At 63.5% G+C, this 20810-nt stretch carries 21 protein-coding genes; 19 read left to right on the top strand and 2 right to left on the bottom strand.

All coding sequences use genetic code 11. The features are described from left to right. The first annotated feature begins 52 nt into the window (after positions 1-52). The 17 genes from rho to ACIGGF_RS20055 all read left to right on the top strand — a co-directional run bounded on the left by rho (position 53) and on the right by ACIGGF_RS20055 (position 16226). On the top strand, positions 53-2371 hold the full coding sequence (gene rho / locus ACIGGF_RS20135) for a transcription termination factor Rho (protein ID WP_397522927.1): 2319 nt from the start codon (positions 53-55) through the stop codon (positions 2369-2371). A gap of 199 nt (positions 2372-2570) precedes the next feature. Next, positions 2571-2804, top strand: a complete 234-nt coding sequence (gene rpmE / locus ACIGGF_RS20130) for a 50S ribosomal protein L31 (protein ID WP_008715081.1) — start codon at positions 2571-2573, stop codon at positions 2802-2804. Between the two features lie 97 nt (positions 2805-2901). After that, the gene (gene prfA / locus ACIGGF_RS20125) at positions 2902-3978 is read left to right on the top strand and encodes a peptide chain release factor 1 (RefSeq protein ID WP_397522926.1); all 1077 of its coding nucleotides are present in this window, start codon (positions 2902-2904) and stop codon (positions 3976-3978) included. A gap of 106 nt (positions 3979-4084) precedes the next feature. After that, positions 4085-4885, top strand: coding sequence for an SHOCT domain-containing protein (locus ACIGGF_RS20120; protein WP_397522925.1), 801 nt, complete (start codon positions 4085-4087; stop codon positions 4883-4885). A 34-nt stretch (positions 4886-4919) separates the two neighbouring features. Further along, the gene (gene prmC, locus ACIGGF_RS20115; RefSeq protein ID WP_397522924.1) at positions 4920-5804 is read left to right on the top strand and encodes a peptide chain release factor N(5)-glutamine methyltransferase; all 885 of its coding nucleotides are present in this window, start codon (positions 4920-4922) and stop codon (positions 5802-5804) included. 55 nt (positions 5805-5859) lie between these two features. After that, positions 5860-6522 (top strand): L-threonylcarbamoyladenylate synthase, encoded by a 663-nt coding sequence (locus ACIGGF_RS20110; protein WP_397522923.1) that lies wholly within the window; start codon positions 5860-5862, stop codon positions 6520-6522. Between the two features lie 18 nt (positions 6523-6540). Further along, positions 6541-7752, top strand: coding sequence for a glycosyltransferase family 4 protein (locus ACIGGF_RS20105; RefSeq protein ID WP_397522922.1), 1212 nt, complete (start codon positions 6541-6543; stop codon positions 7750-7752). A 66-nt stretch (positions 7753-7818) separates the two neighbouring features. Beyond that, positions 7819-8250, top strand: a complete 432-nt coding sequence (locus tag ACIGGF_RS20100; protein ID WP_397522985.1) for a hypothetical protein — start codon at positions 7819-7821, stop codon at positions 8248-8250. Positions 8251-8691: 441 nt separating this feature from the next. After that, positions 8692-9417, top strand: a complete 726-nt coding sequence (atpB, locus tag ACIGGF_RS20095) for a F0F1 ATP synthase subunit A (protein ID WP_397522921.1) — start codon at positions 8692-8694, stop codon at positions 9415-9417. 97 nt (positions 9418-9514) lie between these two features. Then, positions 9515-9754: an ATP synthase F0 subunit C gene (locus ACIGGF_RS20090; RefSeq protein WP_008715092.1), complete on the top strand. Its 240-nt coding sequence runs from the start codon at positions 9515-9517 to the stop codon at positions 9752-9754. A gap of 7 nt (positions 9755-9761) precedes the next feature. After that, positions 9762-10325: a F0F1 ATP synthase subunit B gene (locus tag ACIGGF_RS20085; protein ID WP_397522920.1), complete on the top strand. Its 564-nt coding sequence runs from the start codon at positions 9762-9764 to the stop codon at positions 10323-10325. A gap of 8 nt (positions 10326-10333) precedes the next feature. Next, positions 10334-11161: a F0F1 ATP synthase subunit delta gene (locus ACIGGF_RS20080; protein ID WP_397522919.1), complete on the top strand. Its 828-nt coding sequence runs from the start codon at positions 10334-10336 to the stop codon at positions 11159-11161. 88 nt (positions 11162-11249) lie between these two features. Beyond that, on the top strand, positions 11250-12893 hold the full coding sequence (gene atpA, locus ACIGGF_RS20075) for a F0F1 ATP synthase subunit alpha (protein WP_027497901.1): 1644 nt from the start codon (positions 11250-11252) through the stop codon (positions 12891-12893). 52 nt (positions 12894-12945) lie between these two features. Continuing rightward, positions 12946-13917, top strand: coding sequence for a F0F1 ATP synthase subunit gamma (locus tag ACIGGF_RS20070; protein ID WP_032373970.1), 972 nt, complete (start codon positions 12946-12948; stop codon positions 13915-13917). Positions 13918-13920: 3 nt separating this feature from the next. Then, positions 13921-15369 carry a F0F1 ATP synthase subunit beta gene (gene atpD / locus ACIGGF_RS20065; RefSeq protein ID WP_397522918.1) on the top strand — a complete coding sequence of 483 codons (1449 nt, stop codon included), beginning with the start codon at positions 13921-13923 and terminating at the stop codon, positions 15367-15369. Positions 15370-15399: 30 nt separating this feature from the next. Then, positions 15400-15759, top strand: a complete 360-nt coding sequence (locus ACIGGF_RS20060; protein WP_027497898.1) for a F0F1 ATP synthase subunit epsilon — start codon at positions 15400-15402, stop codon at positions 15757-15759. A gap of 29 nt (positions 15760-15788) precedes the next feature. Beyond that, positions 15789-16226 (top strand): DUF2550 domain-containing protein, encoded by a 438-nt coding sequence (locus ACIGGF_RS20055; RefSeq protein ID WP_397522917.1) that lies wholly within the window; start codon positions 15789-15791, stop codon positions 16224-16226. On the opposite strand, the gene ACIGGF_RS20050 is transcribed toward ACIGGF_RS20055, so the two are convergent. Continuing rightward, entirely contained in the window at positions 16227-16829 is a 603-nt protein-coding gene (locus ACIGGF_RS20050) for a cob(I)yrinic acid a,c-diamide adenosyltransferase (protein WP_397522916.1), read from the bottom strand. Positions 16830-16883: 54 nt separating this feature from the next. Here ACIGGF_RS20050 and murA point away from each other — a divergent pair, with 54 nt between their 5' ends. Further along, a complete protein-coding gene (gene murA / locus ACIGGF_RS20045; RefSeq protein ID WP_397522915.1) occupies positions 16884-18137 on the top strand; it encodes a UDP-N-acetylglucosamine 1-carboxyvinyltransferase in 1254 nt (417 codons plus the stop codon). Here murA and ACIGGF_RS20040 read toward each other — a convergent pair. Further along, on the bottom strand, positions 18130-19533 hold the full coding sequence (locus tag ACIGGF_RS20040; protein WP_397522914.1) for a PLP-dependent aminotransferase family protein: 1404 nt from the start codon (positions 19531-19533) through the stop codon (positions 18130-18132). The genes murA and ACIGGF_RS20040 overlap by 8 nt on opposite strands. 96 nt (positions 19534-19629) lie before the next feature. On the opposite strand from ACIGGF_RS20040, the gene ACIGGF_RS20035 reads away from it, so the two are divergent. Next, on the top strand, positions 19630-20313 hold the full coding sequence (locus ACIGGF_RS20035; protein ID WP_397522913.1) for a pyridoxamine 5'-phosphate oxidase family protein: 684 nt from the start codon (positions 19630-19632) through the stop codon (positions 20311-20313). Positions 20314-20810 lie beyond the last annotated feature (497 nt).

Raw genomic sequence — 20810 nt, 5'->3', positions numbered from 1 at the left:
ATGTGACGCTCCTGACTCGATCCTCCCCGTGGTCTTCTACGGTTCCGGATCGATGGTGTCGTCGACGGAGTGCGTCGAACATGAACGGCAATATCCGAGTTCGGCAGAAAGCCGAGCTGCGGAACGAACCCTCGGCTGCGCATCGAGCGAGCGAGGGAAGGAAAGGACCTCCGTGACCGATACGGAACTCATCTCTGCGCCCGAAACGTCACGTCGACGCGGCGGCCTGTCCGGAATGGTTCTCACCGAGCTACGCAGCCTCGCTGGCGAACTCGGCATCAAGAGCATCTCCGGTATGCGCAAGGGCGATCTGATCGCTGCGATCTCCGAGCGTCAGTCGGGTGCCTCGTCGGCGAAGTCGGGCTCGGCCAAGACCGAAGCAGCCAAGTCCGATGCACCCAAGTCCGACGCACCCAAGTCAGATGCACCCAGGACGCGTCGATCCGCTGCAACGGCTGCTGTTGTCGAAGATCAGCCCGCAGCCGAAGCGGCCGCGGCACCCGAGTCGCAGTCGGCCGGCACCCCATCCGATTCCGGCGACGCAGCTCCCGAGACCGGGCGCCGTACCCGTGGTCGTCGGGCAGCGGGTCGTCGCGCCGGTGCCCCCGATCAGCTCCCGCTCGACGGCGGTGACAGTTCTGCCGGATCGGACAACGCGGCGACCACTCCTTCGGAGACGATCGCGCCGAGCAACACGCAGGGCGAGGGCGACGACAACACGACCCCCGAGCGCCCGCGACGCAGCCGCGGCGAGCGAAACCGCCAGGACGGTGCCGAGCGCGAACCGCGTGACACCGACAACGGCAGCCGCAACCAGGGCGACCGCAACCAGGGTGATCGCAACCAGGGTGACCGCAACCAGGGTGATCGCAACCAGGGTGATCGCAACCAGGGTGACCGGGACAATTCCAACCGGGACAATTCCAATCGCGACAATGGCAACCGCGACGGTTCCAATCGCGACGGTTCCAATCGCGACAACGGTGGCCGCAATCAGGGCGATCGCAACGGCCGCAATCGCAATCAGGGCGACGGTCGTAACGACAACCGCAACGAGGATCGCAACAACGGCCCGCGCGACAACCGCGACAACAATCAGGACGACGACGGCGAAGGCCGCGGTCGTCGGGGGCGCCGGTTCCGTGAGCGTCGTCGTGGACGCGACCGCGGCGAGGGCAACGACGGCGGCGGCGGACGCGAGCGCGACACCGAGATTCGCGAGGATGACGTCCTCCAGCCGGTAGCCGGCATCCTGGACGTTCTCGACAACTATGCGTTCGTCCGCACCTCGGGCTACCTGGCCGGACCGAACGACGTCTACGTGTCGATGAACCTCGTGCGTAAGAACGGTCTGCGTCGTGGCGATGCCGTCACCGGAGCAGTGCGGGTGGCACGCGAAGGCGAGCAGTCGAGCCAGCGGCAGAAGTTCAACCCGCTGGTCCGTCTGGATACCGTCAACGGGGGAGAGGTCGAGGCCGCGCGCAAGCGTCCGGAGTTCGGCAAGCTCACTCCGCTGTACCCGAATCAGCGGCTGCGTCTCGAGACACAGCAGAACATCCTCACCACACGCATCATCGACCTGGTGATGCCCATCGGTAAGGGCCAGCGCGCATTGATCGTCAGCCCGCCGAAGGCCGGTAAGACGAGCGTTCTGCAGGCCATCGCCAACGCGATCGCCATCAACAACCCCGAGTGCTATCTGATGGTGATCCTCGTCGACGAGCGTCCCGAAGAAGTGACGGACATGCAGCGCTCGGTGAAGGGCGAGGTCATTGCCTCGACCTTCGACCGGCCACCGGGCGACCACACTGCGGTTGCCGAGTTGGCGATCGAGCGCGCCAAGCGTCTGGTCGAAGCCGGACAGGACGTGGTGGTTCTGCTCGACTCGATCACCCGTCTAGGACGTGCGTACAACAACAGCTCGCCGGCATCGGGACGAATTCTGTCCGGTGGTGTCGACTCGACCGCGCTCTACCCGCCGAAGCGATTCCTCGGTGCGGCTCGAAACATCGAGCACGGTGGATCGCTGACGATCATCGCCACGGCCATGGTCGAAACCGGTTCCACCGGCGATACCGTGATCTTCGAGGAGTTCAAGGGCACCGGCAACGCCGAGCTCAAACTCGATCGCAAGATCGCCGAGCGGCGAGTGTTCCCGGCCGTCGATATCAACCCGTCCAGCACCCGCCACGACGAATTGCTGTTGGCTCCCGACGAGGCGGCCGTGGTGCACAAGCTGCGTCGTGTGTTGTCCGGACTCGACTCCCATCAGGCCATCGACCTGCTGGTCGACCGCCTGAAGAAGAGCAAGAACAACCTCGAGTTCCTGATGGAAGTTTCCAAGACGGCACCCGGCGGCAACAACGACTGATAGGTCGTTCCCCGGATCTTTCACCCGGGGAACAAGCCGGCAGGTGCGCGCGTTGTAAGCATCTGTCGGCACAGAAGTACCGACGATTAGCAGGGCGTATGCATGCTCTGGCATAATCAACGGCCGAGTCCGGTTCCGGTTCACGTCTTCGATCGGCGAAGGCGACCCGGCGACCATTACAAAGAACGGTAAGGACACCATGAAGGCAGGAATTCACCCCGACTACACACTGACGACAGTCGTCTGTGGTTGCGGCAATACTTTCGAGACCCGAAGCACCACCGACAAAGAGCGCATCAGCGTCGAGGTCTGCTCGCAGTGCCACCCCTTCTACACCGGCAAGCAGAAGATTCTCGACACCGGTGGCCGCGTCGCTCGCTTCGAGGCTCGCTACGGCAAGCGCGCCGGCAAGAAGGCCGACGCAGACAGCTAGCTGTTTCGCCGACGCCCGTCCTGTGAACCACAGGGCGGGCGTCGGTTTTTTTGTGTCCACACCCAGTTGCACCGGCGTTCGAGAGTGAGTCATCCCCATGGCGAGAACAGTCAAGCCTTCGGCCATCGACGACATCCTTGCCGAACACTCCGGCCTCGAACAGCAACTCGCCGACCCCGCGCTGCACAATGATCCGTCCGCGGCACGCAGGGCAGGCAAAAGATTTGCCGAGCTGGCACCGATCATGTCCGCTCATACCAAGCTGACGTCCGCTCAGGACGATCTCGAAGCCGCGCGCGAACTGGCCGCCGACGATTCTTCGTTCGCCGCCGAAATCCCCGAGCTCGAAGCAACGGTCCTGCACCTCGAGCAGACCCTCACAGACCTGCTCGCACCACGCGACCCGCACGACGGCGACGACATCGTGATGGAGGTCAAGTCGGGTGAGGGCGGCGAGGAATCTGCGCTCTTCGCGGCCGATCTCGCGCGGATGTACGTGCGCTACGCCGAACGCCGTGGCTGGCGGGTGGAGGTCCTGGACGCGAACGTATCCGACCTGGGCGGATACAAGGACGCGACGTTGTCGATCAAGACCAAGGACCCGCTCGACGGTGTGTGGGCGCGACTGAAGTTCGAGGGTGGCGTGCACCGAGTGCAGCGAGTGCCCGTCACCGAATCTCAGGGACGCGTGCATACGTCCGCGGCCGGCATTCTGGTGTATCCCGAACCCGACGAGGTCGAAGAAGTCCAGATAGACGAAACCGATCTGCGCATCGACGTCTACCGTTCCTCCGGCAAGGGTGGTCAGGGCGTCAACACCACCGACTCCGCTGTCCGGCTCACGCACCTTCCCACGGGCATCGTGGTGACGTGCCAGAACGAACGTTCGCAGCTGCAGAACAAGGCACGCGCGATGCAGGTTCTCGCAGCACGCCTGCAGGCGGCCGCAGAAGAAGCTGCCAACGAAGAGGCATCGGCCGGCCGGGCCAGCCAGGTGCGAACCGTCGACCGCTCCGAGCGAATCAGGACCTACAACTACCCCGAGAATCGCATCACCGACCACCGCATCGGGTTCAAGGCGCACAACCTGGACGCATTGCTGGACGGTGACATGGATGCGTTGCTCGACGCGCTGGCCAAGGCCGACCGCGACGCTCGCATGCAAGCAGAGTAGTTGCGGCGCAAGGCTTTACAGAATTCGATCGGCCGGTCCTCGGTCCGGTGCGTTACCCTTGCATCCAGGTTCGATCCCGTTTCGAAGCCCCGAGAGGCGCAGCAGAATGAACCAGCGCTTGACACCTGAAGGCGAGAACGCCGTCACCGAACTGTCGTCGCGTTACGGCATCTCGACCGACGCGGTCCGCACCATGCTCGACGCCGTGAACAACGGCCGCGGCACCATGGCTCAGTTCAACATTCCCGAGCTCGGCGGCAGTGGCCAGTGGATGCGCGGCGGAATGACGATGGTGGGCAACATGTTCGATCACGGACTCAAGAGTCGGGTCGACGGTTTGTGTCGTGATCTGTCTGCGGTGCTGTCGCAGCACCAGGTGTATCCGCCGCGGGAGTCCGCCGGTGGTTCCTTCGCCGGTAACTCGTTCGGAACCGGTTCGTGGTGGCCCTCGGATCTGGGATCGCCGAGTTCGAGCGGCGGCCAGAACGGGTCGCAGTACGCGGTGTTCCCGGGGTCTCGACGCCTCGCGGTACTCGTGGGCGGCGAATTGGCCGTGTACGACACGCTCGACCACTCCATCGGAGGAGTGCAGCAGCAGCAGGGCGGTGGGCCGGGGTCGCTGGAGTTCACCAGCCAGTACGGCACGTTCACCGCCGGGAGCCTCCCTCGAGTCGACCAACAGTCGAGCGGAACCAACGCGCAGAACCAAGCGGGACCGCAGTCCTCCTCGACACAGCCGTCCCCCTCGGCACAGTCCTCGAACCCGTCGACTCAGGGCTATTCGTCAGGCGTCGACATCTCCGAGATCACCGCCGCGATCGAGGCTCTTGCCGGATTGCACGCGAAGGGATTCCTCACCGACGACGAGTTCTTCTCCAAGAAGTCGGAGTTGCTGGGACGCGTGTGAGTGAGTCGTCGGGGGATCGTGGCAGTCTGAACAGGTGAGCCGAAAGCCGCTACGCCTAGCCATACTCGAAGCAACATCGACGCTCGAGGCGGCCGGTGTGCCGAGTCCTCGTGTCGACGCCGAACTCCTCGCCGCGCACCTCGTCGGTGTGGAACGCGGACGTCTCGGTCTGGTTCCTCTGGTCGAACCAGAGCTTGTCGAGGCCTACTTTCGAACCGTCGAACAGCGCGCGAAACGTATTCCACTGCAATACATCACGGGTACAACCTCGCTGGGTAACATCGACGTGGAAGTCGGCCCGGGAGTGTTCGTGCCCCGGCCGGAAACCGAACTTCTGTTGGCCTGGGCTCTCGCCTTTCTCGAAAATGTGGACCACCACCCGCCCGTTGTCCTGGACCTCTGTACGGGCTCGGGTGCTCTGGCACTGGCGATCGCGAACGCTCGTCCGGACGCCGTCGTGCATGCCGTCGAGCTGGACCCGTCGGCGTTGGCGTGGGCGAGGCGCAATGCAGACTTGCGCGGCGGCGAGGGCGACACCCCGATCACACTGCACCACGGTGACGTCACGGCACGCGATGTCTTGGTCGAGCTCGACGGCGCGGTCGACATGATCGTGGCGAACCCGCCCTATGTCCCGGAAGGGGCACAACTCGATCCCGAAGTGATCGATCACGATCCACACATGGCTCTGTTCGGGGGAGTCGATGGACTATCGGTCATCGAGCCGATGATCGGCAACGTCGCCCGCTGGCTTCGAATTGGCGGCGCAGTCGCCATCGAGCACGACGACTCCAACGGTGACGAGGTGGCGGCGCTGCTGTCTCGGCGACGGGTGTTCGCCGACGTCATCGCCCATCCGGACCTGGCCGGCAGACCCAGGTTCGTCGTCGCCACGCGGGCGCACGTTCCCTCGGTCTGACGGCTGGAGCTGCACCTGGCATCATGCCGTCACCGCAAGTGGAAGGATGAGCACCGTGAGTACCGTTTACGACTGCAGTGAAGCCGACGCGCGCGCTGCGGGATTGACCGCGGCACGCGGTGCCCTCAAGTCCGGCCGACTCGTGGTCATGCCCACGGACACCCTGTACGGGATCGCGGCCGATGCCTTCGACGGCAGCGCCGTCACCGATCTGCTCCGCGCCAAGGGGAGGGGACGCGATATGCCGGTTCCCGTGCTCGTCGGCTCGTGGAACTCCATCGATGGATTGGTCCAGAGTGTCCGGCCGCGTACCCGAGATCTGATTCGTGCGTTCTGGCCCGGTGCATTGAGCATCGTCGTGCAGCAAGCACCATCGTTGGCCTGGGATCTGGGGGATGCTCAGGGCACCGTGATGCTGCGGATGCCGCTGCACCCGGTTGCACTCGAACTGCTGCGTGAGGTCGGCCCGCTCGCCGTCTCCAGCGCCAACATCTCGGGAAGCCCGCCCGCCACCACGGTCACAGAGGCGCGCGAGCAGTTGGGTGGGTCTGCTGCGGTGTATCTCGACGGAGGACGGGCCGATCATGCGGTGGCGTCGACCATCGTCGATCTCACGAGCGACCGAGCACGAGTTCTGAGGGTCGGTGCCGTTCCCACCGAGAAGATTGCCGAGGTTCTCGGTGTCACCGCCGAGAGCCTGGTTCCGGGAGCGTCCTGATATGCCCGTCGGTCCCGTATGAGCGTCGAGGTGCTGGCTCAGTCGAACCTCGGTGCCGGCGTTCCGATCCGCGAGCTGCTGCTGGTCTTCTTCACTGCCGCCGTCGTCACGTTCTTCGCCACCGGTGGAGTCAGAGTGGCAGCGATCAAATTCGGTGCTGTTGCCGTCCCCCGCGATCGTGACGTACACGTGCGCGCCACCCCGAGGCTCGGGGGAGTGGGCATCTACGTGGGCATGCTGGCTGCGCTGCTGTTCGCATCGCAGCTGCCGGCGCTCGCGCGAGGATTCGACGTGGCCTACAACCGCGATATTCCGGCCGCACTGGTGGCCGGTTTCGTGATCGTGCTGGTCGGCGTCATCGACGACCGCTGGGGTCTGGACGCTCTGACCAAGTTCGTCGGCCAGGTCACCGCGGCCGGGGTCCTCGTGATCATGGGTGTGAGTTGGGTAGTGCTCTACCAGCCGTGGGGCGGCGAGGGAGGACAGCCCGGAACCACGTTGGTACTGGACCAATTGCAAGCCGGATTGGTGACAGTTCTGATCACTGTCGTCATTGTCAACGCGATGAATTTCGTCGACGGGCTCGACGGGCTTGCTGCCGGCCTCGGGCTCATCTCGTCGGTGGCCATCTGCATCTTCTCGGTGGGGCTGTTGCAGGAGCAGGGCGGCGATGTCGGCGTCTATCCACCGGCTTTGATCGCGGCTGCTCTCGCCGGCGCGTGTCTGGGATTTCTGCCGCACAACTTTCAACCCGCGCGCATCTTCATGGGTGACTCGGGATCGATGCTCATCGGGCTGACGCTGGCCACCATCTCGACGAGTGCATCAGGGCGGATTCCGTTGACGGCATACGGCCCTCGCGATCTGCTGGGTCTGCTCTCTCCGCTCCTCCTCGTCGGTGCCGTGATGCTCATTCCGATACTCGATCTGTTGCTCGCCGTCATCCGGCGTACGAGGGCCGGGCGAAGTCCTTTCAGTCCCGACAAAATGCACCTGCACCACCGGTTGCTGCAGATCGGGCATTCGCATCGCCGGGTGGTGTTGGTGATCTACCTCTGGGTCGGTGTTCTCGCTTTCGGGGCGGTCGGATCCTCTCTGCTCGATCGCCGGATAGTGGTTTTACTGGTCGCGGCCGGTCTCGTATTCGCGCTGGTCGTCACCGCCGTGCCGACCCTCCGGGTGGACCGAACGCGCGGATCGCAACGTCGAAACGCTCGACGTCGCAGCTGATGCCGTGGGGTCCTTCCGGACGTGCGGTGGGTATTCTCGGCAACTGTGACCTTCACTCCGCAGTCGATGCCCGACCAATTCGCGCCGCTCCGCGCCGCCGTTCGTTACGGACTGATCGGCTTGGTGGTGCTCACCGTCGTCAGCGTCGGCATTTCGGTCGCTGCGGCCGGCACTCCCGGCTTGTGGGGATCGCTGATCGGGGTGGCGATCGGTGGAGGTTTCGTCATCACGACGGCACTGTCGGTCGCTCTCACCACGCGTTTTCCGGCCTCGGCCGTCGGAGCGTTGTTGCTGGGCGGTTGGCTGGTGAAGATGGTGATCGCACTGATAGTGCTGGTCGCACTCAAGGACGCCGACTTCTACAACCGCTACTCGTTGGGGTTGACCATCCTGGGGGCGCTGGTGGTCGTTCTCGGTGCCGAGGTGTTCGGGGTCGTCAGGACGAAGGTCGCCTACGTCGACAGTGCTCCCTCCGCCGACAACCCCGACGGCCGGTAGTACGACAGGCTGTCGTAATCGGTTAAGCTGAGGGCCGCCTACACAACGTCGTAGTTCTGTTGATAAAGTTTGCATCAAGCGGTGGGCAGGACCGGGACGAAAGAGACTTTTTCCCCGGACTGGACCCCCGCAGGTAGCAGTCAGCGTGAGCTTCCTTACAGTAGGCCCGGAGTCACAGACTTCGGCAACGTAAGGTTTCGCCCTGAGAGTTGCCGAGTCGACGTGAGTCGCCGACACCCGACAGACGCTTGGCCAATGAAGACCGGGCCTCAGCCTCTGACGATTGCGAGCCGATTTTCGTCGACTTGATAGATCGTCATTGTCCGATCGAACCGCAGCCGTAACTCGGTTGCGGCCCGAACACGGGAGAGACCGCTGAGCGTCACCAACCTGGCTGCGGAGTTCAGTCCGCCGTCACTATCCGATTTCTTTCCTCCCGCGGTGCTGTTCGAGGGAACTCCGTTCGAGCTCGACCGGCTGATGCTCATCCGCATCCTGATGTCGGCTCTGCTGATCGTCTTCATGCTGATCGCTCTGCGCAGCCCCAAGATCGTTCCGCGCGGAATCCAGAACGTCGCCGAGATCGCTCTCGACTTCGTCCGTATCCACGTGGCCGAGGACGTCCTCGGCAAGGAACAGGGACGACGCTTCCTGCCCGTCATCATGACGATCTTCTTCACGGTCTTCGCGGTGAATCTCAGCGCGATCATTCCGTTCCTGAACATCTCGGCCAACGCCCGCATCGGTCTGCCGATCGTGTTGGCCGCAGTCGCGTACATCGCGTTCATCTATGCCGGTGTGAAGAAGTTCGGCGCAGCCAAGTTCGTCAAGGGCACCATCGTGATCCCGGGCATTCCGAAGGCCATGCACGTACTGCTGATTCCGCTCGAGTTCATCTCGAACTTCGTGCTTCGCCCGTTCACGCTCACGGTGCGTCTGCTGGCCAATATGCTCGCCGGTCACATCATGCTCGTGCTGTTCTTCAGCGCCACGCAGTTCTTCCTCTTCGAGGCCTCTGCCGGCCTGAAGATCTTCGCGGCACCCTCGCTGATCATGGGCTTCCTGTTCACGATGTTCGAGATGCTCGTGATCTTCCTGCAGGCGTACATCTTCGCGCTGCTGACGGCGATCTACATCGATCTATCGCTGCACGCCGACTCGCACTGATCTTTCCGACCAGCACTGACCGACCAACAGACCGAACCAGCTACACCGCCACCTCCGACACCCGGATGTGGACCGAAGAAAGGGAACGGAAAACCGAATGAGCCTTGAAGTTCTGGCCCAGGCGCAGGAAATCACCGCCAGCGGATACGGCGCCATCGGCTACGGCCTCGCAGCGATCGGCGGTGGCATCGGCCTCGGCCTCGTCGTCGCCAAGAACATGGAAGCCACTGCTCGTCAGCCCGAGCTGGCCGGTCAGCTCCGTACGACCATGTTCCTCGGCATTGCATTCACCGAGTCCCTCGCCCTGATCGGCCTCGTCGCCGGCTTCATTCTCTGAGAGCGCGATGACAAACGCGATAACGCTGCTCGCAGCCGGGGAAGGTGAATCCCAGAACCCGCTGCTGCCCGCAACATACGACATCGTTTGGTCGATCGTCTGTGTCGTGATCATCGGCTTCCTGTTCTGGAAGTACGTCGTACCGCGTTTCCAGACTGTCCTCTCCGAGCGTTCCGAGCTCATCGAAGGCGGCATCAAGAAAGCCGAAGAGGCACAGGCCGAAGCAAAGGCTGCGCTCGAGCAGTACCACGCTCAGCTGGCCGACGCCCGTTCCGAGGCTGCGCAGATCCGCGAGGAAGCGCGCACCCAGGGGCAGGCAATTCTTGCCGAGATGAAGGAAAAGGCGCAGGAAGAAAGCGACCGGATCGTGGCTGCAGGCCACAATCAGCTCGTTGCTCAGCGTCAGCAGATCGTCACCGAGCTTCGGGGAGATCTGGGACGCACGGCCGTCGAACTCGCTGAGAAGGTCATCGGAGAGCAGTTGTCCGACGATGCGAAGCGCTCCAGTTCGATCGATCGCTTCCTCAACGAGCTGGATTCCGTCACCGCGGACTCCGCATCAGGAAAGTGAGTCGAACCATGTACGCAACTTCTCGTGAGGCACTCGCTCGCACGCGGACGGTTGCCCACGAAGCTCTGGGTTCCGCGTCGGATGGCGAGGCAACAGCCGTCGCCGCTCAGACCGGTGCCGAGTTGTTCGCCGTCGTCGAAACTCTCGACGCGCAGCGCACGTTGCGTACCGCTCTCGCCGATTCGTCGGTCGAGGGCGCTCGGCGAAGCGATCTGGCCGGAGAGGTCTTCTCTGGCCAGGTGTCGAGTGCGACGGCGACGATCGTCAAGGCCGCCGCCGGCGAAAGCTGGTCCACGGCCCGTGACCTGCTGAACTCGCTGGTCGAGCTGGGACGCGAAGCGCTGCTTCGCGCCGCAGCCGATCAGGATCAGTTGGACACGGTCGAGGACGAGTTGTTCCGGCTCGGACGGATCATTGCCGCCAATCCGCAGCTCGAGCAGGCCCTGTCCGATCGCTCGAAGCCTTCGCAGGCCAAGCGTGAGCTGCTCGGTCGTCTGCTCTACGGCAAGGTCACCGCGGTTACCGAGGCACTCGCAGTCCAGGCCGTGACGCGTCCGCGGAAGGCGGCCCCCGCCGACGTACTGAACGGACTGGCCGATCTGGCCGCCGAGCAGCGCGACCGCGCGGTGGCACACGTCCGCAGCGCAGCCCCACTGAGCGACAGTCAGCTCGAGAAGTTGACGGCCACTCTGACCCGCACGTACGGCAAGCAGGTCACGGTGCATGTCGAGGTCGATGCCGAACTGCTCAGCGGACTCGTCGTTCGTATCGGCGACGAGGTCATCGACGGTAGCGGGGCAGGCCGCCTCGCTGCATTGCGAAAGACGCTCAAATAGTCCGACACGGACACAGTAACGAGAAGAAGCGTCTCGACTTTCGAGACATTTCACCCCGCGATCATTTGAAGGAAGAGCAGGAAACACTATGGCGGAGCTGACGATCTCCTCCGACGAGATCCGTAGCGCGATCGATAACTTCACCGCGAGCTACTCACCGGAGTCTTCCCGCGAGGAGGTCGGCACGGTAACTGACACGAGCGACGGAATCGCTCACGTGTCCGGATTGCCGTCGGCGATGTCCAACGAACTCCTCGAATTCCCCGGCGGAGTTCTCGGTGTGGCACTGAACCTGGATGCCACCGAAATCGGTGCGGTCATCCTCGGTGACTACGAGCACATCGAAGAAGGCCAGGAAGTCAAGCGCACCGGAGACGTGCTGTCGGTCCCCGTGGGCGACGGCTACCTCGGCCGCGTCGTGGATCCCCTGGGCAAGCCCATCGACGGCCTCGGCGACATCGAGTCTTCCGAGACCCGCGCCCTCGAACTTCAGGCTGCCTCGGTGCTCGAGCGCCAGCCTGTCGAGGAGCCGCTGCAGACCGGCATCAAGGCTATCGACGCCATGACCCCGATCGGCCGCGGCCAGCGTCAGCTCATCATCGGCGACCGCAAGACCGGCAAGACCGCGGTCTGCATCGACGCGATCCTGAACCAGAAGGCCAACTGGGAGAGCGGCGACGACAAGAAGCAGGTTCGCTGCATCTACGTCGCCATCGGCCAGAAGGGCTCCACGATCGCAGGCGTCAAGGCTGCACTCGAAGAGCAGGGCGCACTCGAATACACCACCATCGTCGCCGCGCCCGCGTCCGACTCGGCCGGCTTCAAGTGGCTCGCTCCGTACACCGGCTCGGCCATCGGCCAGCACTGGATGTACCAGGGCAAGCACGTCCTCATCGTGTTCGACGACCTCACCAAGCAGGCCGAGGCCTACCGCGCGATCTCGCTGCTGCTGCGTCGTCCGCCGGGCCGCGAGGCATACCCCGGTGACGTCTTCTACTTGCACTCCCGTCTGCTGGAGCGTTCGGCGAAGCTGTCCGACGAGCTCGGCGGCGGTTCGCTGACGGCACTGCCGATCATCGAGACCAAGGCCAACGACGTCTCGGCGTACATCCCGACCAACGTCATCTCCATCACCGACGGTCAGGTCTTCCTGGAGTCGGACCTGTTCAACAAGGGTGTTCGTCCCGCAATCAACGTCGGTATCTCGGTCTCCCGAGTCGGCGGTGCCGCGCAGACCAAGGGCATGAAGAAGGTCTCCGGATCCCTTCGCCTCGAGCTCGCTCAGTTCCGTGAGCTCGAAGCCTTCTCGGCGTTCGCTTCCGACCTCGATGCAGCGTCCAAGGCGCAGCTCGAGCGCGGCGCACGTCTGGTCGAGCTGCTCAAGCAGGATCAGTACGCACCGGTGGCCGTCGAAGACCAGATCGTGTCGATCTGGCTCGCAGGCCAGGGCACGTACGACTCCGTTCCGGTCGGCGATGTCCGCCGCTTCGAGACCGAGCTTCTCGAGGATCTGCACCGCAACGCCAGCGGCGTCTACGACAGTATTGCCGGTGGCAAGGCTCTCGACGAAGACAACCAGAAGGCACTGACCGAAGCGACCGAGAAGTTCAAGGCCGGCTTCGTGGACTCGGACGGCAACCGCGTCGTCAACGAGGCCGAGGCAGACACTCTGAACGCCGACGAGGTCAGCCAGGAGCAGGTCAACGTCACCCGCAAGACAGTCAGCAAGTAGGCCGGCGATGACAGGCGACATGACGAGCACAGAAGGGAGCGTGAACAGCTAGATGGCAAGCATTCTCGAGCTTCGCTCCCGTATCAAGTCGGTCAACTCGACGAAGAAGATCACCAAAGCGCAAGAGTTGATCGCAACTTCGCGAATCACCAAGGCGCAGGCCCGCGTTGCCGCATCGAAGCCGTACGCGGAAGAGATCACCAAGGTGCTCTCCGCATTGGCGAGTGCATCGAGCTCGCTCGATCACCCGTTGCTCAACGAGCGACCCGAGCCCAAGCGTGCCGCAGTCCTGGTCGTGACCAGCGACCGCGGTATGTGCGGTGGCTACAACTCCAACGTCCTCAAGGAATCGGAAGAGCTGTTCCAGCTCCTGCGCTCCGAGGGTAAGGACCCGGTCATCTACGTGCTCGGCGCAAAAGGCCTGGGCTACTACACGTTCCGCGAGCGGGACGTGAAGGGTGCCTGGACCGGCTTCTCTCAGGAGCCCGGCTACGCCGATGCGGCGAAGGCGAGCAAGCATCTGGTCGAGCTGTTCATGGCGGGTTCGGGAACCGAGGTCGACGCTCCCAACGGTGAAGGAACCGTCGAGGGCGTGGACGAGTTGCACATCGTCTACACCCGCTTCGTGTCGATGCTCACGCAGAAGCCCGAAGTTCGCCGGATGGCTCCACTCGAAATCTCGTACACCGACGAGGAATTCGAGATGGGTGCAGACGCGTTGACCGACTCACCGACCGCAGACGTGCAGGCACAGTACGAGTTCGAGCCGGAGGCAGGCACTCTGCTCTCGGCGCTGTTGCCCAAGTACATCAGCACCAGGATCTACGCGTCGTTGCTGGATGCAGCAGCGTCGGAGTCCGCGGCGCGTCGTACCGCCATGAAGGCAGCGACGGACAACGCGAACGAATTGGTCGAGACCTTGAGCCGTCAGGCCAACCAGGCTCGGCAGGCCCAGATCACCCAGGAAATCAGCGAAATCGTCGGCGGCGCCAACGCGCTCGCTGACAGCGCAGGAAGTGACTAAGCAATGACCGCAGCAGTAGCCCAAGAGAACGCGAGCGGAGCGGGCACACAGTCCGGCCGTGTCGTTCGGGTCATCGGCCCCGTTGTGGACGTCGAGTTCCCGCGCGGCTCGATTCCCGCACTGTTCAACGCCCTCAACGCAGAGATCACTCTGCCGACCGTGGCCAAGACCCTGACGCTCGAGGTCGCACAGCACCTCGGTGACAACTTGGTTCGCACCATCTCGATGCAGCCGACCGATGGTCTGGTTCGCGGCACGGATGTCGTCGACTCCGGCAAGCCGATCTCGGTTCCCGTCGGTGACGTCGTCAAGGGCCACGTGTTCAACGCCCTCGGTGACTGCCTGGACACCCCCGGACTCGGCCGCGACGGCGAGCAGTGGGGCATCCACCGCAAGCCACCAGCCTTCGATCAGCTCGAGGGCAAGACCGAGATCCTCGAGACCGGCATCAAGGTCATCGACCTGCTGACGCCGTACGTCAAGGGCGGAAAGATCGGTCTGTTCGGTGGTGCCGGTGTCGGCAAGACCGTGCTGATCCAGGAAATGATCACCCGTATCGCACGCGAGTTCTCGGGCACCTCGGTGTTCGCAGGAGTCGGCGAGCGTACTCGTGAGGGCACCGACCTTCACCTCGAGATGGAAGAGATGGGCGTCCTCCAGGACACCGCCCTCGTCTTCGGACAGATGGACGAGCCGCCCGGCACGCGTATGCGCGTGGCGTTGTCGGCACTGACCATGGCGGAGTACTTCCGCGATGTGCAGGGCCAGGACGTGTTGCTGTTCATCGACAACATCTTCCGCTTCACGCAGGCAGGTTCGGAGGTGTCGACCCTTCTCGGTCGTATGCCGTCTGCCGTCGGTTACCAGCCCACGCTGGCGGACGAGATGGGTGAGCTCCAGGAGCGCATCACCTCGACCCGTGGCCGCTCGATCACCTCGCTGCAGGCGATCTACGTCCCCGCCGACGACTACACCGACCCCGCTCCGGCCACGACGTTCGCGCACCTCGATGCGACGACCGAGCTCTCGCGTCCGATTTCGCAGATGGGTATCTACCCCGCTGTGGACCCGCTGAGCTCGACCTCTCGCATCCTCGAGCCCGGCATCGTCGGTGCCGAGCACTTCCGCGTCGCCAACGAGGTCAAGCGCATCCTGCAGAAGTACAAGGAGCTGCAGGACATCATCGCGATCCTCGGTATGGACGAGCTTCAGGAAGAGGACAAGGTTCTGGTCGGCCGCGCACGCCGTCTCCAGAAGTTCCTCGGCCAGAACTTCATCGTTGCCGAGAAGTTCACCGGTGAGGCCGGCTCGGTCGTGTCGCTTTCCGACACTATCGAGGCGTTCGACAAGGTCACCAAGGGTGAGTACGACCACCTTCCCGAGCAGGCCTTCAACAGCTGTGGCGGTCTCGACGATGTCGAGGCAGCCGCGAAGAAGATGGCCGGAAAGTAGACCGACGTGACTTCTTCCGAGAAGAGCGGCATGGAGGTCTCTCTGGTCGCTGTGGAGCAAAAGCTGTGGTCGGGTACCGCGACCATCGTGAGTGCTCAGACCACCGAAGGTGAGATCGGCATCATGGCCGGCCACGAGCCTGTCCTCGGCCAGTTGGTCGAGGCGGGAACGGTGTCGATCACGACGACCGACGGCGAGAAGATCATCGCTGCGGTTCACGGCGGCTTCCTGTCGGTGACGGGTAAGACCGTCACCGTGCTGGCGGAGTCCGCTGATTTCGCCGATGACATCGACGTCGAATCGGCACGGGCCGTAGTGGCAGAGAACGGCGACGACCTGGAGGCCATTGCGGTGGCCAAGGGACGTATCCGCGCTGTCGAGCGGTCCTAGGTTCACGAGAAGCCGCGACGAGGCCTGCGATGCACTCCGGATTGATTGCTCTGATCATTCTGGTTGTGCTGCTCGCGGGGCTCGTCGCGGCTTTTGCGTATCGTCTTGCGGTACTGCGACGTGGCGGCACGGCAGCGATCATGCGTGTGCTCCCGTCCGAGGGCGGTGCCGGTTGGCGGCACGGCATCATTCGGTACGGCGACAACACGCTGGTGTTCTTCAAGCTGTCCAGTCTGCGACCTGGGCCCGATCATCGGCTGGGCAGGCAGGACATTCATGTGGGGGACAGACGAGCCCCACAGGACACCGAGTTCGACATCATGACACCGGACATCGCGGTGCTGGAACTGTCCGACGATGGTAAGAAATTCGAGATCGCCCTGGACAGAAGTGCGTTGACCGCTTTCCTGTCCTGGGTCGAGTCCCGGCCGTCCGGCCGTTCGCGTCGCCGCCGGCCTGCGGCCTGATCAGCTCGCGTCGCCGGTCGACTCGCTCGAGGAACGGCTCGAACCGGGGACCCACTGAACGTCGCCTTCTGGATTGGCGTACCGGCTCAGAATGAACAACAGGTCCGAGAGCCGATTGAGATACTTGGCAGGCAAGTCGCTGGTCGACTCCGGGCTCGCATGCACTGCAGCCCACGCGGATCGTTCGGCACGCCTCGCCACTGTCCGTGACACGTGAAGCAGCGCACCCAACGGGGTTCCGCCGGGCAGGATGAACGACGTCAGAGCGGGTAGTTCCTCGTTGAATTCGTCGCACCAGCGTTCGAGGCGGTCGATATAGGACTGATCGATGCGCAACGGCTCGTACTGCGGATTCTCGACGACTGGTGTCGAGAGGTCGGCCCCGGCGTCGAACAGATCGGATTGGATGGTCCGGATGACCGTGCGCACCGATTCGGACGGGTTGCCCAATGCCAAAGTCACTCCGAGGCTCGCATTGGTCTCGTCGCAGTCCGCGTATGCAATCAGACGTTCGTCGTTCTTCGAGACCCGGGAGAAGTCGCTGAGACCGGTGGTCCCGTCGTCGCCGGTTCTGGTGTAGATGCGGGTGAGGTGGACGGCCATGCGGGCTACGGTACCGCGCGGGTGTCGGTCGGTACCGCTGGCTAGGCTATCTGAGTGAGTGAACGCTTTTTGGTCAACGGTGGTAATCGCCTCGTGGGTGAGGTAGCGGTCGGTGGTGCGAAGAACAGCGTTCTCAAGCTCATGGCCGCGGCGTTGCTCGCCGAAGGAACCAGCACGATCACCAATTGCCCCGACATCTTGGATGTGCCCCTGATGGCGGAGGTTCTCCGCGGACTCGGTTGCGAGGTCGAGCTGGAGGGTTCGGTCGTCCACATAACCACTCCGGCCATGCCGAAATACCATGCCGATTTCGCGGCCGTCCGCCAGTTCCGCGCCTCGGTGTGTGTGTTGGGGCCGCTGGTTGCGCGGTGCAAGAAGGCCGTCGTCGCATTGCCCGGCGGTGACGCGATCGGTTCGCGACCCCTGGACATGCATCAGTCGGGCCTCCAATTGCTGGGGGCACGCAGCGAGATCCAACACGGGTGCGTCGTGGCGGAAGCCGACGAATTGCGCGGCGCGAACATCAGACTGGCGTTCCCGTCCGTGGGTGCTACCGAGAACATTCTGATGGCCGCAGTTTTGGCCACCGGGGAAACCGTCATCGACAACGCTGCGCGTGAGCCGGACATCGTCGACGTGTGCAACATGCTCAACGAGATGGGTGCCGACGTGCGGGGCGCGGGTACATCCACTCTGAGCATCCGCGGTGTGAGCGCGCTGAAGCCGACTACTCACCGGGTGATCGGAGATCGAATCGTCGCAGCCACCTGGGGCATTGCGGCCGCGATGACCAGAGGCGATGTTCGAGTCAGGGGTGTCAACCCCAAGCACCTCTCGCTCGTTCTGGACAAGTTGCGATCTGCCGGTGCCGAGGTGACCAGCGAGCCGGACGGTTTTCGCGTCGTTCAACACGAACGTCCGCGTGCGGTCAATTTTGCGACGTTGCCCTATCCGGGGTTCCCGACAGACTTACAGCCGATGGCCATCGGGCTTGCGACCGTGGCCGACGGGACATCGATGATCACAGAGAACGTGTTCGAGGCGCGTTTCCGGTTCGTCGAGGAAATGATCAGGCTCGGTGCCGATGCACGCACCGACGGACACCACGCAGTTGTCCGCGGTGTCCCGCAACTGTCGAGCGCGCCGGTGTGGTCCTCCGATATTCGGGCCGGGGCGGGCCTGGTACTCGCGGGGTTGGTCGCCGACGGCACGACCGAGGTGCACGACGTGTTCCACATCGATCGAGGCTATCCACGGTTCGTCGAGAACCTCACCGCGCTGGGCGGCAGCATCGAGCGGGTCAGCTAGGTAGCACGGTTTCCAGCGCTTCCACCAATACCTTTACGGCGTAAACGAATTCGTTGTCACCGACCGATCCGTAGCCGATGACAACGCCACCGTCCGTGGTGGGAGATCGGGTCGAGTGCTCGAGCGTCGGGAGATCGACGCCGCGTGCGGCGCACGCGGAGGCCACCGCACGGGCCACGGTGTGGTCGAGTATCAGAACGCTGTGCAGCCCGGCGCCGACGCCTCGAAGTTCGCCGAATCGCGCCAGCGCAGCGGCAACGACGCGGTCACGTGCCCGGTAGATCCGACGTGCAGACCGGACGGATCGGTCCCATTCGCCGTCGCGTAGTAGCGAGGCCATGGCCTGCTGGATGGGGACCGATGGGAAGTCACCGATAGCGCGACGTGTTTCGGTGATGCGCTCGACCATCGACGGGGGTGCCACCATCCATCCGAGTCGGATGCCTGCCCCCAACGTCTTCGACACGGTTCCCAGATAGACCGCGCGGTCGGGGACGAGTTCGGTAACTGTGGGCAAAGGCGCTATGCCGTAACGGAATTCGGAATCGTAGTCGTCCTCGATGATGGTTGATCCGGTAACCCGTGCCCAGTCCGCCAGTGCGCGTCGACGACCGATGGGCATGAGTCCGCCCGTCGGGTATTGATGTGAGGGAGTGACGTAGACCGCTGGGGTTTCGTGAGGTATCGATTCGAGTTCTTCGACAACGAGGCCCTCCTGGTCGACGGGAACATCGTGAACCGACCACCCCCGGTGCACAGCGAGGGCGGCAGCGGCCCGGTATCCCGGATTCTCCAGTGCAACAACATGTTCGATGTCAGTTCTCGCTGAGAGAGCGCCCAGTACCAGGTCCAGGCCATGGATGCTGCCCGTTGTGACGACGATCGAATCTGCAGTGGTGTGCAATCCGCGTGCACGGCCCAGTAAGTCCGCGATGCGGATTCTCAGCTCGAGGGATCCTGCGGGATCGGGGTAGTCGCCGGGTGGGGGAGATCCGCCCACATCCCGCCAGGCTCGTTTCCATGCATCGGACGCGCTCGGCGGAGTCCACGGTGTTCCTGGGCGGAGCGAAATGCGTTCCGCCGGGGGAGGTGATTGCCGCGTCCGGTGCACGGTGCGGCGTGATCGCACTGCATGCGGAACTTCGCGTACGTACGTCCCCGATCCGCGGCGTGCGTCCAGCCATCCTTCGGCGACGAGTTGCTCGTATGCCTGCTCCGCTACTGCTCGGGCCAAGCCCAGTTCGTCGGAAAGCGCTCTGGTACTGGGTAATCGAGTATCAGGCTCGAGCTCTCCACGATCGATGGCTGCGCGAATGCTGTCGGCTACCTGAACGGGCAGCGTGCGTCGGTCTGCACGAACGATCGTAATCGACAGCGAATTGGGCGGCAAGGTCATGTCGGGCTACCTGTCCAAAGCGGGAAGAAGTGGCCTAGCAAAATGCCTCCTCATTGGACCATGACAGAGGGCCAACCGTGGGAGCACTCTATAACCATGGCCCTTGACGAAGCACCCCTGTCCCCGACTCCGCGAACCACGGTGGTCCGTGGTCGGCAGCGAGCCCAAGCAGAGCGGACGGCGCTGCTCGACGTTTTCCGCTCGGCTCGCCTCTGCCATCTGGGCGTGCTGGTGGGGAACGTCCCACGCGTTCTCCCGACTGTGTACGGCGTGGATCCGGACGGGCCGGACAGGGCGGGCACTCTGTACCTCCACGGCTCGGTCGCAGCTCGAAGCATGGTGGAGGCACCTGATCAAGACATATGCGTGACGGTGACGGTGGTCGACGGGTTGGTCCTGGCGCGGTCCGCTTTCCATCACTCGATGAACTATCGAAGTGCTGTCGTTGTCGGGCGACCGCGTCGAGTGGAGGACCCGGAGGAACGAACGCGTGCCCTGGACGCGATAGTCGATCAGGTGGTTCCAGGTCGAAGCGCGCATCTGCGTGGACATACGAGGAAAGAGCTTGCAGCGACCAGCGTCCTGGCGCTGTCCCTGTACGAAGCTTCTGTGAAGGCGCGTGCCGGCGGACCGATCGATGACGACGCCGACATCATGGCCGGCGGTGTGTGGGCGGGTGTGGTTCCAGTCCACGAAACAATGGGCGGTGTCGTGCGCGCGAAGGACGTGGAACCGGACCTCGCCGTGCCGGATCACGTCCTGGCGTTGTGTCGCGCGTGAAACCGGTGTGTCCGCTTCCTGGTGAATACGGTTGGCGTCACAGCTTGGGGATATGAACGCCGGTTGGCGCGCACTCAGGTTTGCATAGCCCCCGGCCTGCGGAGATGCGCTCGCTGACGCGATCCACCTGCCGATTTGCGTGTGTGGGGTTGGTGGCGTAACTTTTGTCGAGTCAGAGCGACGGACACCGACCTGGTCTTCACGGACTGGGGAACGAGGTTGGACGTGTGGCCTGGCAGGTTGTGTCCCCCAAGAGTCGGGCCTTGTGTCCGAGACCAAGCTGGGATACGCTGGAACAGTTGCCCTGGAGATCTTCGGACTGTGTGTCTGTGGGTCGAGAGTGTGTGCGTGTTCTTTGAGAACTCAACAGTGTGTCGATGAATGTCAGTGCCGAAATTTTGTTTTGGTGAAGCATTCGATGTATCAGCTGCCCGCTTGTGGTGGTTGTTGTCGGGTGTTGTTTTGAAAATGCTAGTTGAGTTTTTTTGCTAGTGATT

This window comes from Rhodococcus sp. NPDC078407, assembly GCF_044542515.1.
In the GTDB taxonomy this organism is placed as follows: Bacteria; Actinomycetota; Actinomycetes; order Mycobacteriales; family Mycobacteriaceae; genus Rhodococcoides.
This window is presented reverse-complemented; position numbering and strand designations above follow the sequence as displayed.